Annotated in this window: 18 protein-coding genes; 12 read left to right on the plus strand and 6 right to left on the minus strand. The window is 72.8% G+C overall.

Annotated features, from left to right (window positions below; genetic code table 11):
• Positions 1–54: 54 nt before the first annotated feature.
• Together DR046_RS01940 and DR046_RS01945 are read left to right on the plus strand one after the other, a co-directional pair.
• A complete protein-coding gene (locus DR046_RS01940; RefSeq protein WP_115379389.1) occupies positions 55–633 on the plus strand; it encodes an FMN-dependent NADH-azoreductase in 579 nt (192 codons plus the stop codon).
• 133 nt (positions 634–766) lie between these two features.
• Positions 767–1,048, plus strand: coding sequence for a hypothetical protein (locus DR046_RS01945; RefSeq protein ID WP_115379391.1), 282 nt, complete (start codon positions 767–769; stop codon positions 1,046–1,048).
• A gap of 31 nt (positions 1,049–1,079) precedes the next feature.
• Here DR046_RS01945 and DR046_RS01950 read toward each other — a convergent pair whose 3' ends face one another.
• A complete protein-coding gene (locus tag DR046_RS01950) occupies positions 1,080–1,658 on the minus strand; it encodes a thioesterase family protein (RefSeq protein WP_115379733.1) in 579 nt (192 codons plus the stop codon).
• A gap of 133 nt (positions 1,659–1,791) precedes the next feature.
• Between DR046_RS01950 and DR046_RS01955 the strand changes: the two genes are divergently transcribed.
• Complete coding sequence (locus DR046_RS01955) at positions 1,792–2,085, plus strand: YggT family protein (protein WP_115379393.1); 294 nt, start codon at positions 1,792–1,794, stop codon at positions 2,083–2,085.
• 2 nt (positions 2,086–2,087) lie between these two features.
• Here the strand turns inward: DR046_RS01955 and DR046_RS23470 are convergent, their stop codons facing one another.
• Positions 2,088–2,225, minus strand: a complete 138-nt coding sequence (locus DR046_RS23470; RefSeq protein WP_167766837.1) for a hypothetical protein — start codon at positions 2,223–2,225, stop codon at positions 2,088–2,090.
• Between the two features lie 227 nt (positions 2,226–2,452).
• Between DR046_RS23470 and ubiG the strand changes: the two genes are divergently transcribed.
• The 3 genes from ubiG (at position 2,453) to DR046_RS01970 (ending at position 5,023) form a co-directional block, all read left to right on the plus strand.
• Positions 2,453–3,160, plus strand: a complete 708-nt coding sequence (gene ubiG, locus DR046_RS01960; protein ID WP_115379395.1) for a bifunctional 2-polyprenyl-6-hydroxyphenol methylase/3-demethylubiquinol 3-O-methyltransferase UbiG — start codon at positions 2,453–2,455, stop codon at positions 3,158–3,160.
• 185 nt (positions 3,161–3,345) lie between these two features.
• The gene (locus DR046_RS01965) at positions 3,346–4,026 is read left to right on the plus strand and encodes a hypothetical protein (RefSeq protein WP_115379397.1); all 681 of its coding nucleotides are present in this window, start codon (positions 3,346–3,348) and stop codon (positions 4,024–4,026) included.
• Positions 4,027–4,105: 79 nt separating this feature from the next.
• On the plus strand, positions 4,106–5,023 hold the full coding sequence (locus DR046_RS01970; RefSeq protein WP_115379735.1) for an endonuclease/exonuclease/phosphatase family protein: 918 nt from the start codon (positions 4,106–4,108) through the stop codon (positions 5,021–5,023).
• 120 nt (positions 5,024–5,143) lie between these two features.
• Here DR046_RS01970 and DR046_RS23475 read toward each other — a convergent pair whose 3' ends face one another.
• Positions 5,144–5,293, minus strand: coding sequence for a hypothetical protein (locus DR046_RS23475; protein ID WP_167766839.1), 150 nt, complete (start codon positions 5,291–5,293; stop codon positions 5,144–5,146).
• Between the two features lie 108 nt (positions 5,294–5,401).
• Between DR046_RS23475 and DR046_RS01975 the strand changes: the two genes are divergently transcribed.
• Positions 5,402–6,301 (plus strand): LysR substrate-binding domain-containing protein, encoded by a 900-nt coding sequence (locus DR046_RS01975; protein WP_115379399.1) that lies wholly within the window; start codon positions 5,402–5,404, stop codon positions 6,299–6,301.
• A 69-nt stretch (positions 6,302–6,370) separates the two neighbouring features.
• A complete protein-coding gene (locus tag DR046_RS01980) occupies positions 6,371–6,769 on the plus strand; it encodes a DUF2177 family protein (protein ID WP_115379401.1) in 399 nt (132 codons plus the stop codon).
• 35 nt (positions 6,770–6,804) lie between these two features.
• Here DR046_RS01980 and DR046_RS01985 read toward each other — a convergent pair whose 3' ends face one another.
• The 3 genes from DR046_RS01985 to DR046_RS01995 all read right to left on the minus strand — a co-directional run bounded on the left by DR046_RS01985 (position 6,805) and on the right by DR046_RS01995 (position 8,026).
• The gene (locus DR046_RS01985; protein ID WP_115379403.1) at positions 6,805–7,071 is read right to left on the minus strand and encodes a hypothetical protein; all 267 of its coding nucleotides are present in this window, start codon (positions 7,069–7,071) and stop codon (positions 6,805–6,807) included.
• A 62-nt stretch (positions 7,072–7,133) separates the two neighbouring features.
• Positions 7,134–7,454 (minus strand): hypothetical protein, encoded by a 321-nt coding sequence (locus DR046_RS01990; RefSeq protein WP_115379405.1) that lies wholly within the window; start codon positions 7,452–7,454, stop codon positions 7,134–7,136.
• 8 nt (positions 7,455–7,462) lie between these two features.
• The gene (locus tag DR046_RS01995) at positions 7,463–8,026 is read right to left on the minus strand and encodes an ActR/PrrA/RegA family redox response regulator transcription factor (protein ID WP_115379737.1); all 564 of its coding nucleotides are present in this window, start codon (positions 8,024–8,026) and stop codon (positions 7,463–7,465) included.
• 89 nt (positions 8,027–8,115) lie between these two features.
• Here DR046_RS01995 and regB point away from each other — a divergent pair, with 89 nt between their 5' ends.
• From regB to DR046_RS02015, 4 genes are all read left to right on the plus strand, one after another.
• Positions 8,116–9,480 carry a sensor histidine kinase RegB gene (regB, locus tag DR046_RS02000; RefSeq protein ID WP_115379407.1) on the plus strand — a complete coding sequence of 455 codons (1,365 nt, stop codon included), beginning with the start codon at positions 8,116–8,118 and terminating at the stop codon, positions 9,478–9,480.
• Between the two features lie 93 nt (positions 9,481–9,573).
• The gene (locus DR046_RS02005; protein ID WP_115379409.1) at positions 9,574–11,139 is read left to right on the plus strand and encodes a PAS domain-containing protein; all 1,566 of its coding nucleotides are present in this window, start codon (positions 9,574–9,576) and stop codon (positions 11,137–11,139) included.
• Positions 11,140–11,292: 153 nt separating this feature from the next.
• The gene (tsaE, locus tag DR046_RS02010) at positions 11,293–11,772 is read left to right on the plus strand and encodes a tRNA (adenosine(37)-N6)-threonylcarbamoyltransferase complex ATPase subunit type 1 TsaE (protein ID WP_115379411.1); all 480 of its coding nucleotides are present in this window, start codon (positions 11,293–11,295) and stop codon (positions 11,770–11,772) included.
• Positions 11,769–12,782 carry an aminoglycoside phosphotransferase family protein gene (locus DR046_RS02015; RefSeq protein WP_115379413.1) on the plus strand — a complete coding sequence of 338 codons (1,014 nt, stop codon included), beginning with the start codon at positions 11,769–11,771 and terminating at the stop codon, positions 12,780–12,782. The genes tsaE and DR046_RS02015 overlap by 4 nt, the downstream gene beginning before the upstream one ends.
• Positions 12,783–12,788 lie beyond the last annotated feature (6 nt).

Raw genomic sequence — 12,788 nt, forward strand, 5'->3', positions numbered from 1 at the left:
GGACCCCGGCGCCAATCTTTTCCGCAGACGACAGATCCAACAGCGAGACCCGACATGACCCAGATCCTCCGCATCGACAGCTCCGCCCGCCACGAGGGCTCCGTCACCCGCGACCTGACCGGCCGCATCGCCGACCGGCTCGGCGGCGAGGTGACCCATCTCGACCTGGCCGAGACGCCCCTGCCCCAGATCACCGAGACCTGGATGCAGTCGAACTTCACCCCCGAGGCCGACCGCAGCCCCGAGCAGCGCGCCGCCCTTGCCCAGTCCGACGCGCTGATCGCGCAGCTCAAGGCCGCCGACACCATCGTCATCGGGATGCCGGTCTACAACTTCGCGGTCCCCGCCGCGCTGAAGGCCTGGATCGACCTCGTCGCCCGCGCGGGCGTGACCTTCCGCTACACGGAAAACGGTCCCGTCGGCCTGCTGGAGGGCAAGCGCGCCATCGTCGCGATGGCCTCGGGCGGCACGAAGGCCGGGTCCGGGATCGACTTCGCCTCGCCCTATCTGCGGCACGTGCTGGGCTTCATCGGCATCACAGACGTGACCTTCGTCACCGCCGACACGCTGATGGTCGATGCCGAGGCCGCGCATCGCCAAGCCGACGAGCAGCTGGCCGCGCTGGCCGCCTGATCCGGTCCGGGACCGGCCGCGCCGCCCCTTTCGGCGGCGCGGCATCTTTTGCTCGCAGCTGCGGCGAATGGGCTGGAATCCGGAGATCGCGCCCGCCATTGTCGCGGCGCAACTGTCTCCGAAAGGACCCGGCATGACCTCGATCCCGCTGCGATTCGCCCCCGCCTTCACCCTGCCCGCCGTCATGACGATGGAGATGACCGCGCGCGTCGCCGCGCTCTGGGCGGATCACCTCTCCGCGACCCTCCGCGGGGCGATGGACGCGCCGATCGATGCCATCGAGGACGCGGCCGAGGCGGTCGAGTTCGTCGCCGAGACGACCACCGCGCTGCTGGCCACGCCCGCTGCCGTGGCAGCGCAGCCGGCTACGGCCGCCGAAACGCAGGGCGAGGCCGCGACACCCTCCGCCGCCTGACATGCAGGACCCGGCCGGTCGACCGGCCGGGTCAGCCCTTTGCGCGGGTCGCGACCGCCGGGGGCACCTGCCCCTCGGGCACGAGCGGCGGCGGCCAGGGCCGCGTGCCCTCCGCCTCGATCCAGGCCCGTACCCAGGCCGGGATCTCGGGCGCATCCCCGCGCCAGCCCAGCGCCGCGGCCACGTCGTTGGCGGGCACGGTCCCGGCGCGCGAGGTGACGGCGGTGCGCAGCAGGGCCTCGCTGGTGCAGGTGCCCTTCACCCACATCGACTGCACGATATAGATGAATCGGTCGTCCCAGCCCACCAGCCGGGTCCGCATTTCGATCCGCTGGAAAGCCGTCACCCGCCTGCGGTAGCGCACCGAGGCCCCGGCCACCGCCATCCCCCAGCGCCGCTCCTGCAGCATGCCAATCAGCCCCATCCGCGCCCCCGCGCCGAACCGACCCAGGTCGTAGAGCGTCAGCGTCCGCCCGTTGTTGAGCTCCAGGTAGCCGTCGAGGTCCCAGGGCCAGCAGAGGTGATGACTGACATGGGTGTCGGTCGGCGCTATCCGGGGTGCGCGGCGCAGGCGCCAGGTCTGCAAGGCGAGGCGAAGGAAGGGATACATGCCCCGCACCTGATGCCGCAGTGCGGCGCCGTCAAGAACGACGGCGCGTCGCCCTGACAGGAGCACATCGAACCGCATGCTTGCAGGACGGCGAGCCCCTGCCTAACTGACCCCTGACCAGCCGGAGACCCGCATGAGCACCCTGATCGACATCGTCCTTCTTCTTCTGAACGTGGCGTGGTGGTTCGCCGTCGCGCATATCGTGATGTCGTGGCTCATCACCTTCGGCGTGCTGAACCTGCACCAGCCGATCGTCGCCCAGCTCTGGGACGGGCTCAACCGCATCCTGGAGCCGGTCTATTCCCGCATCCGCAGCGTGCTGCCCGCCACCGGCGGGCTGGACCTCGCGCCGCTGATCTTCATCCTCGGCATCATCATCCTGCAGATGGTCTTCGCCGATCTCAGGGTCACCGCCGCGGGGTTCTGAGCTCAGCCGATCTCGGCCGTCTCGAAGCGGTCGTGGTCGGCCAGGTCCGGGGTGTCGTCGGCCCTGGCCTCCAGCAGCAGCCCGGCTCCGATGGCCAGGATCAGCGCCAGCAGGCGCAGGTTTGATGCACGCCGGGTCATCGCGTCTCTCCGTGGTGAAGTGAACGAACCGGTTCGGAGGATCGCCCGGATGCGGCGGCCTGGCAAGTCACGGCCCCGTGACGGCGGCCACGGCCGGGCTGAACCGTCGGACGGCTTCATCGAGTAATCGAAGTCCCGAAAAGGTGAAGCAGGGCGCGGCCCTTTCCGGGTCGATAGGGTCGTCCCGCGCCATAGCTCTGGTGTCGGATCGAAGAAGGAACTGCGCCGTGCCCGACCGTGCCCGCAACGACCTGACCATCTACGACGCGGTCGCCGCCGACTGGTGGTCCGACGACATCCGCTGGGTGCGCGCGCTCCGGAACATGGTGCCGGGGCGGCTGTCGTGGTTCGACGGCTTCATCGACTGGCAGGGGAAGGAGGTGCTGGACCTCGGCTGCGCCGGCGGCTTCCTCGCCGAAGCGCTGGACGATCGCGGCGCCCGCGTCACCGGCATCGACCCCGCGCGGGACGCCATCGCCGCCGCCCGCGCCCATGCCGAGCGGGAGGGACGAAAGATCCGCTACGACGCGGGCGTGGGCGAGGCGCTGCCCTATGCCGATGCCAGCTTCGACGCGGTGGCCTGCGTGGACGTTCTCGAACACGTTTCGGACCTGCGCCGGACCCTGCGCGAGATCGCCCGGGTGCTGAAGCCGGGCGGCCTGTTCCTCTACGACACGATCAACCGCAACCCGCTGTCGCGGCTCGCGGTCGTGACCATGGCCGAGGACGTCCTGCGCCTGCTGCCGAAGGGCACCCACGATCCCGCGATGTTCATCACCCCGGCCGAGCTCCGCGCCGCGATGGAGGCCGCGGGCCTCCGCCCCGGCCCCGAGACCGGCCTCGGCCCCCGTGGCGTGAACCGCCGCGGCGACCCGGTCTTCGGGCGGCTGCCGTCGAAGGCGATCCTCTACATGGGCGTCGCGACGAAGCCATGACGGGCGCGGCATTCATTTCCCCGGTTCCCGTTCGGCCGGCCATTGCGCGCCCCGCCGAACCGGGCTCACCGCACGCCCCCTCCACACGAACCGGCGGAGCCCGCGCCAGGCCCTGCCGCATTGCATCCCGCCACGACCCCGGCGCATCATCGCGGCAGCCCCGACCCTTCCCGGAAAGAGCCGCGATGCCTCCGTCCCTCCCTGCCCCCGGGATCCGTGTCCGGCGCCGCTCCACCGTTCGGGGTCGGCGAGCCGCCGCCCGCGCAACGGGTGCCGCGGCGCAACCGGACGAACCGGTCCGGCCTCGCCTCCGGCCACGCAGCCTGCCGACCGGTCGCCAGAGCCGCCACCGGACGATCCGCGCCGCGCTCCTGGCGCTCGCCACGGCGCTCCTGCCGCTGGTCGCCAGCGCCCATCCCCATGCCGAGACGCTCCGGCAGGCGGTGCTGATCCTGGCGCCGGACGCGGTGAGAATCCGGCTCACCCTCCTGCCCGGCACCGACGAGGGTCCCGCCTTCGCCGCGCGCGTCGATGCCGATGGCGACGGCCTCGTCTCCGAGCCCGAGGCGATGGAGAAGGCGCGGGCCCTGCTCGCGGCCGCGCATCTGACCTGGCGGGGCAACACCCTGCCGCTCGCCCCGCTCTTCGCCGAGGCCACGCCTGCCGACTGGCTCGCAGCCGGAAGTGGATCGCTGACGTTGGAGGCGCGTGCCGCCGCCGACCTCGCCGCCGGAGGGACGCTGATCGTCGAGATGCCGGGATGGCAGTTGCAGCCGCTCTACGAGGCCGCGCTGGTCGACGGGACCGGCACCCCGGAGGTCAGGCCGAGGCCCGACGGCCTCGTCCTCCGCGTGCCCGCGCCATGACCCCGCGCGCGCCCGGCGCTGTCCCGGTCCGCAGCCGGGCCCTGCCAGTTCGCCGGCAACGCGGGGCGGCAGCGAAATGATGCGCCTGCTGCGACCGATCCTGCTCGCCCTCGGGCTCCTCGCGCTCCTGGCCGCCTGCGTCACGGGAGTGCAGCATCTGCGCCTCGGCGGCGAGGCGGCGGGGACGCCCGTCGCCGCGGGCGGGCTCCGGCTTGCATCCCATAACGTGCACTATATCGACCTGACCGCGGAGGGCGGGCGCTGGTCCCGCGCAGGCTGGGAGAGGCGGCGCGGGGCGCTCGACGCCGCCTTCAAGGCGCTCGGCGCCGACATCGTGGCCTTCCAGGAGATGGAGAGCTTCGCCGGCGGCTCGATGAGCCGCGAGAACCTCGCGCTCGACTGGCTGCTTGCGCGCAACCCAGGCTTCGCGGCGGCGGCCACGGGCGATCCGGCGGCGTTCCCCTCGACCCAGCCGATCCTCTATCGGCGCGACCGCTTCACGGTGGAGGATCAGGGCTGGTTCTTCTTCTCCGAGACGCCGGCCGCGATCTATGCGCGCGGCTTCGACGGCGCCCCGCCCTCCTTCGCCTCCTGGGCCCGGCTGCGGGACCGGCAGGGCGGCGCGGCGCTGACGGTGATCAACGTCCATTTCGACTGGGGCTCGTGGGAGAACCGCCGCCGCTCGGCCGGGCTGGTCGCGGATTTCGCCGCCGACCGCATCGCGGAGGGCGCGCGCGTCGTGCTGACCGGCGACCTCAACGCCCGCGCGGGCAGCCCCACCCTGGCGATCCTGGAGGAGGCCGGCCTCGCCTTTCCGCCCGTGCCCGGGGCCACGGTGCATTTCGACCGCGGGCTGAACCTGTTCGGCGCCATCGATCACATCGGCCTCGGGCCGGGGGTCGCGCCGGTGTCAGGGCCGCAGGTCCTGCGCGGACGGTTCGAGGGGGCCTTCCCGTCGGACCACTACCCGGTCGCGCTCGACGTCAGGATCGAGTGACCCTCCGGCGCGGCGCGATTCCCGCGCCGCAGGGCCGCTTCAGGCCCCTGCCCGCCGCATCGCGGGCGCCGACGCGCCACGCCCGGGGCCGCAAGGGCCGCGGGCAGGACGCAGGGCAGTTCACCAGGTGCCGACGCGCGACATCCAGCCCAGCGTCGCGGCGCGCTCGGCGCCATGGGCGCGCGACGGGGAGCGCAGATGCGCGCTGCCGGAGGACGGGCGGCGGGACAGGGCGACACCGAGGAGGAAGTCGGCGAAGGTGGTCAGCATGGGAAGTCACCATAGGGGAATCGGGGTTCTACTGGGCCCGCACATGCGCCCGAACGGCACCGCGATCCACTCTGGAATTATTCACACCTGTTAGCCTAGGTTACAGGCATGACCGACTGGCGCGACCTCCCCTCGCTGACCGCCCTGCGCGCCTTCGAGGCGGCGGTGCGCTGCGGCTCGCTCTCGGCCGCGGCGCGGGAGCTGAACGTCACCCATGCCGCCATCGCCGGCCATGTCCGCACGCTGGAGACCTTCTTCGGCCTGCCGCTGCTGGTCCGCTCCGGCCGGGGGATGGAGCCCACGCCCGAGGGCGCGCTGCTCGCGCGCGGGCTGTCGGACGGCTTCGACGTGCTGATCGCAGCCTGCCGCGACCTCGCCGATCGCGGCCGTGCCAGGCCGATCGCGGTCACGACCACCCCGACCTTCGCCGAGCATTGGCTGATGCCCCGGCTCTCGGCCTTCTGGGCGGCCCATCCCGATGTCAGCGTGACCATCGCGCCGACCCCGGACGTCACCGATCTCCGGCGCGAAGGCTTCGACATGGCGATCCGTTACGGCGAGGGCGACTGGCCGGGGCTCGAGGCCGAGCCGCTCCTGACCGGCGGCTTCGTCGTCGTCGCCTCGCCCGACCTCGCGGCGCGCTTCCGCGAGACCGATCTGGAGACGCTCGCCCGGCAGACCTGGCTGATGGGCGAGAACCGCGCCGAGGCGCCGCATCTCGCCCGCGCGCTCGGCATCCCCGAGGCGGGGCTTCGGACCTACATGCTCGCCACCACCGGCATGGTCCTGTCGGCGCTGCGCGCGGGGATGGGGCTCGGCCTGCAGAACGCGACCCTGATCCAGCCGGACCTGGAGACCGGCCGCCTCGCCGTCCTGCGCGAGCTGGACCTCGGGCGGGTCGGCTATCACATCGTCACCCGGCCCGGCGCCTCCTCGGACGCGCTGCGGCGCTTCCTCGCCTGGCTCAGGACGCAGCCCGCGCGTACGCAATACGGCTGGGGCGCCTGACGCGCCGCTGCCGGGTCATCCAACCGGCCCCGCTCCCCGTAGAAGAAGAACCCTACCCGGAGCCGGTCCATGCAACTTCTCACCCTCTACGGCGCATCCGTCGCGTTCTTCCTGATCGTCGACGCGATCATGCTGACGCTGGTGATGAAGCCGCTCTTCGAGCGATTCGTCGGCGACATGCTCCGCTCGCCCATCGACCTGGCGCCGGCGGCGGTCTTCTACCTCTTCTATGTCGGCGGGCTGGTCTATCTGGTGTCGATCCCGGCGCTGCGGGCCGACTCGATCGGCCTCGCCGCGCTGAACGGCACGATTCTGGGCGCGCTGGCCTACGGCACCTACGAATTCACCAACAAGGCGACGCTGAAGGGCTGGGACTGGACGATGGTCGCCGTCGACACGAGCTGGGGCGCGGTGCTGACCGGCGCCACCGCCGCCTTCGGCGTCTGGGTCGCGCGCAGCCTCGGGTAACCGCGGCCGCAACCGGACCGTCCGGTCCCGCAGCCCTAGCAACCTCGCCCGGCGCGCGCCCCATCCTGCGCCCATCCGACAAAGCTCGTCCCGGTGAAGACCAGCACCAGCCCACCCTCGGTGCGAAAGGCGTCCAGGCCGGGCGCCGGGCACGCCACCGCGCGCGGCGACGCTCCCTCGACCCGCGCGACCGAGGCAAGCGCGCCCGCCCGGTCGCGGCCGAAGCCGATCTCACGCCCGCCGGAGCCGGCGACGTCCAGCCCCGCCGGCGCCGGCACGAGGCGCAGCCCCGGGGCCGACACGGGCGCCGGCGCCTCTGACGCCACGCAGCCCGCCAGGGCCAGCGCCGCCGGGATCGCCCGGATCAGTGGCAGCGCGCGCCCCCGGTGGTCGTGATCCGGCGCCAGCCGACGAACTTGCCGCCCTCGAAGATCGTCACCATGCCCTGCGGCGTGATGAAGGCGTCGCGCGTCTCGACCCCGCAGGGGATCTGGCGCGGCTGGACCCCGATGATCTCGCGGATCGTGTCGAGCGTGCCCTGCTGGCTCGACCCGAAGGCGATGGCGCGCCCGTCGTTCGGCTGGGCGACGGCGATGCCGTTGCCGGTGCCGGTCATCGTCAGGCCCGTGGGCGCCGAGGGCGGCGTCGTGTTGCAGGCCGCCAGCGCCAGCGGCGCGCAGAGCACAAGCGCCCTCAGCGCGGGCTTCGCTTGGCGAGGATGCGCTGCAGCGTCCTGCGGTGCATGTTCAGCCGGCGCGCGGTTTCCGATACGTTTCTGTCGCATAGCTCATAGACCCTCTGGATGTGCTCCCATCGGACCCGATCCGCGCTCATGGGGTTCTCCGGCGGCGGCGGAAGGTCGTCGTCCTTGCACAGGAGCGCGTTCGTTATGTCGTTCGCGTCCGCCGGTTTCGACAGGTAGTCGGTTGCTCCGATCTTGACCGCGGCAACAGCCGTCGCGATGGCCCCATAGCCTGTCAGGACCACGATCTTGCTGTCGGGGCGTTTCTCGCGCAGGCGCTCCACCACGTCCAGCCCGTTGCCGTCCTCCAAGCGCAAATCCACCACCGCGTAGGCGGAAGGCCGCGCCGAGGCCTTGGCGATGCCCTCGGCGACCGAGGAGGCGGCCTCGACCTCGAAGCCGCGCTTCTGCATCGCCCGCTCCAGCCGGCGCAGGAAAGGCTCGTCGTCGTCGACGAGCAGCAGGGTCTTGTCGGGCCCGATCTCCGGCCCACTCTCCGAAATGTCATCGACCATTGTCATGCGGCCCTTTCCTTTGGGACGTGATACGGCCGGGTCTGCAAATCGGATGGCCGCCTTCGTTCCTTGGCCGATAGTTAGGTCTCATGCCCCTCCAGTCGACCCGAACCCTGCTGCCTCCCGAGACGCGCGAGCCGCGCGTCCGGCTCAATACGCTGGTCAACCTGCGCTGGCTGGCGGTGCTTGGCCAGACCGTGACCGTGGTGGTGGCCGAACTCTGGCTCGGCATGCACCTGCTGCTCGGGCTCTGCCTGCTGGTGATCGGGCTCGCGATCGTCGCCAATCTGGTGGTGATCACGGTCTACCCGCCCAATCACCGGCTGTCCGGGCGCGAGGCCTTCGCCTTCCTGCTGTTCGACCTGATCCAGCTCGGCGCGCTGCTGGCGCTGACGGGGGGGCTGCACAACCCCTTCGCGCTGCTGTTCCTCGCGCCGGTGACGATCTCGGCGACGGTGCTGCGGCTGCGGGCGACCATCGCGCTGGGCGCGATCGCGCTGGCGATGATCTCGCTGCTCGGGGGATATTTCGTTCCGCTTCAGACGGATGCGGGCGAGGTTCTGGCCCTGCCGACGCTGCATCTGACCGGGTTCCTCGTCGCCATCACCATCGGCACACTGTTCCTGTCGGGCTTCGCCTACCGCCTCTCGCACGAGACCGAAGAGATGTCGGCGGCGTTGCTCGCCACCCAGACGGCGCTGGCGCGCGAGCAGAAGCTGCACGACCTGGGCGGGGTGGTCGCCGCGGCCGCGCACGAACTCGGCACACCGCTCGCCACGATCAAGCTGGTCTCGGCCGAACTCAGCGAGGAACTCGCCGACCGGCCCGAGCTGCGCGAGGACGCGGAGCTCATCCGCCAGCAGGCCGATCGCTGCCGCGACATCCTCCGCTCGATGGGCCGCGCCGGCAAGAGCGACACGCATCTGATGACCGCCCCCATCGAGAGCGTCGTGCGCGAGGCCGCAGAACCCCATGCCAATCGCGGGATCGTGATCCTGTTCGACTTCGCCTCCGTCAGCGGAGAGGCCGGGATCGGCCCGATCATCCAGCGCAAGCCCGAGATCATCCACGGGCTGCGCAACATGATCCAGAACGCGGTCGATTTCGCGCGCGAACGGGTCTGGGTCGATGTCCGCTGGTCCGCCGAGGACGTGGTGATTCGGGTCATCGACGACGGCTACGGCTATCCGGCCGAGGTCCTGACCCGGCTGGGCGACCCGTTCCTCAGGCGCCGCGAGGGGCGGAACGGCTACGACGGGATGGGGCTCGGCCTGTTCATCGCCAAGACCCTGCTGGAGCGGACGGGAGGGCACATGTCCTTCGCCAACGGCACCCCGCTGGGCCGTCCGGCGCGCGAGACCCGTGGCGGCGCCATCGCCGAGGTCACCTGGTCCCGCGCCGCGATCGCCGCGCCCGCCCAGGGCGCGCTCGACCCCAACCGGCCGCTGGAGTGAGCCGGCGGCCAGGCCCCGCACCGTCGTCGTTAAGTCCCCGTTAACCAGTCTGGCAGCAAGATGTGCCGACTCGATCAGCCGAGGGGGCGGGGCATGACCGGCCCAAGCATGATTCTCTTCCTGCTCCAGGGCGCGGCGGCCGGGGCGCTGGCGCTCGCCGCCGCGCTCTGGGTGACGCGGGAGCGGGCCGCCCGCCCCCGGCCGCTCGTGCTCGGCACCCTGTCGGAGCCGCGCAGCTTCGTCTTCCGCGACGGCTACCTCGTCGCCCATTCCGGCAATGTCGGCTTCCTGCTGCCCGATCCGATCGACCACCTGCGCGCCTGGGACGGGCTGATCGACGCGCTCGGCCGTCTCGTCGACGGCGCCTTCCGCGCCTTCGAGGCGCTCGAGGACGAGGGCCGCTCGTTCCGGCTGGAAGGCAGGCTGGGGCGCGACCGGCTGCTGATCGTCGGGATGCGGCAGGGGGCGGAGCTGCGGGTCACGGTCGCCTCCGCCGAGGCCGAGGAAGCGGCGATGCGCGTCGACCTCGACAATCTCCGCGCGCTCGAGGCGGAGGCGGCGCTGCTGACCGGGACCGCCGACACCTGCCCGACGGCGAGCTGGGTGCTCGATACGGAGGACAGCATCCTCTGGGCGAATGCCGCCTACCAGGACGTCGTCGGGCGCAGCATCGGTCCGGACGCCAGCCGTGGCTGGCCGATTGCCGCGCTGTTTCCAGCGGAGGCCGGCGCGCTGCCGGGCCGGACCCGGCGCCAGATCCTCGATGGCGAGGGCGCGCCGCTCTGGTTCGAGATCGCGGCCGGCGCCCCGGACGCGGCCGGGCGGCGGCACATGCACGCCGTCTCGCTCGACGGGGTCGTGGCCGCCGAGGACAGCCTGCGCACCTTCATGCAGACGCTGACCAAGACCTTCGCCCATCTGCCCACCGGCCTCGCCATCTTCGACCGCGAACGCAGGCTGGCGATGTTCAACCCGGCGCTGATGGACATGACCGGGCTCGACGGGATGTGGCTGTCGCGCCGCCCCAAGCTCGAGGATTTCTTCGACGCCCTGCGCGACCATCGCAAGCTGCCCGAGCCGCGCGACTACAAGGTCTGGCGCGACGGGCTGAGCGACCTCGCCCGCGTCGGCGCGCGCGGCACCTACCGGGAGACCTGGAGCCTGCCTTCCGGCCAGACCTACTGCGTCACGGGACGGCCGCAGGCCGACGGGGCGGTGGCGCTGATGCTCGAGGACATCTCCGAGGGCGTCTCCGCCGACCGCGCCCATCAGGGCGAGCGCGAGGCGCTGGTCGGCGCGCTGGCGGCCTGCGACGACGCGCTGATCGTGTTCGGCGCCGACGGGCGCCGCATCGCCGACAATCCGGCGGCTCGCCGGATGCTGCCGGGCGCCGCCCCGCCCGACACGCTGGAAGAGGCGATCCGCACCTGGCGCCCGGCCTTCCATCCCAGCGCGGCCTGGGCCGACCTGCGCCTCGCCGCGCGCGGCGAAGGCTCCGCCGCGGATCTCGCCGACCGGACCCTGGTGCTGCACCGCGACGGCGGCCCCGATCTCGCGATGCGGATCGTGCCCCGGCGCGGCGGCGGGCTCACGCTCGGCTTCGGCCCCGCCTCGGTGCAGCAGGCCGGTCGCACCCCCCTCGCCATGCCCGCGGAATAGGCGTCGCGCGGGACGCCTGGCCCCGGGCCGCCCTGCCGCGGGTCCCCGTGCTCGCCCGGCGGCGGGGCCGACCGTGCCCGCCGCGCCGCGGCCCGCAGCCGGCGGCCCGCGCGGGTCTTGCACCGACACCGGGGGGCTGTCACTTGACGGGACATGCCGACGCTCCGCCTTCCCGGCCCTGCCGCGACCGACCGCCTCGCCCGCGCCCTGGCCCCTGCCCTGGGGCCGGGCGACGTGCTGCTGCTCGATGGCCCCGTGGGGGCGGGCAAGACCGCGCTCGCCCGCGCCGCGATCCGGGCGATCCGGGGCGCGCACGGCCTGCCGCCCGAGGACGTCCCCTCCCCCACCTTCACGCTGGTTCAGACCTACGAGGCGGGCGCGTTCGAGATCTGGCACGCCGATCTCTACCGCCTCTCGGACCCGGCCGAGGTGCTGGAGCTGGGCCTGGCCGAGGCCTTCGACGACGCGCTCTGCCTGATCGAATGGCCCGACCGGCTGGGCGCCGATCGACCCGCCCATGCGGTGACGCTGCGGCTCGCCCATGACGGCCCGGACGCCCGCTGCTTGACGCTGGAGGGCAGCGGCCCGACCGCCGACCGGCTGCGCGCGGCCCTGGCCGGGGTGCCCGCATGAAGGACCGCAGCGGCGCCATCGAGACCTTCCTCGCCCTCGCCGGCTGGCAGGACGCCACGCGCGTGCCGCTGGCGGGCGACGCCTCGCGCCGCAGCTATGTCCGCCTTCTCCGGGAGCCCGAGCGCGCCATCCTGATGGACGCGCCCCCCGATGCCGAGCAGGACGTCCGCCCCTTCCTCGCCGTCGCCGCCGAGCTGGCGGCGCGCGGGCTTTCGGTCCCCGGCATCCTCGCCCGCGACACGCGCCGGGGCCTGCTGCTGCTGGAAGACCTCGGCGACGACACCTATGCGCGCGCCACCGCCGCCGACCCCGGCTCCGAGCCGTTGCTCTACGCGACCGCCGCCGAGGCCCTGGCCGAGATGCAGGCCACGCCGCCACCGGACCTGCCGCGCTATACCGACCGGATGCCGGAGCTTGCCGCGCTCGCCATCGACTGGTACGCCCCCGAGGCCGCGCCCCATCGCGACGCGCTCAAGGCCGCGATGGCCGAGGCGCTGGCCCATCCCGCCGTGACCTCCGACACGCTGGTCCACCGCGACTACCACGCCGACAACCTGCTCTGGCTGCCGCGCCGCGCGGGCGTGGCGCGGGTCGGGATGCTCGACTTCCAGGACGCGATGCGGGGCCCTCGTGACTACGACCTCGCCTCGCTGATCCACGACCCGCGCCGTGCCGTCTCGCCCGAGGCACGGCAGGCCGCGCTGGGCGCCTGGCAGGCCGCGACCGGCCGCGACCCGGACGAGATCGCGGCGGGCATCGCCATCTGCTCGGCCCAGCGCTGCCTGCGCATCCTCGGCGTCTTCGCGCGGCTCTGCCTGCGCGACGGCAAGACGCGCTATCCCGACTTCATCCCGGCGACCTGGGCCGCGCTCCTGTCGGACCTGGCGCATCCCGCGCTCTCGGGCCTGCGCGAGGTGGCCCGGGCGCTGCCCCCGCCCAGCCCCGACCGGCTCGACGCGATCCGCGCCCGCGCGGGCGCGATGGCCGGGCGCGAAAGGGCCGACCCGTGATCGCCG

The organism is Jannaschia formosa (genome assembly GCF_003340555.1).
In the GTDB taxonomy this organism is placed as follows: Bacteria; Pseudomonadota; Alphaproteobacteria; order Rhodobacterales; family Rhodobacteraceae; genus Jannaschia; species Jannaschia formosa.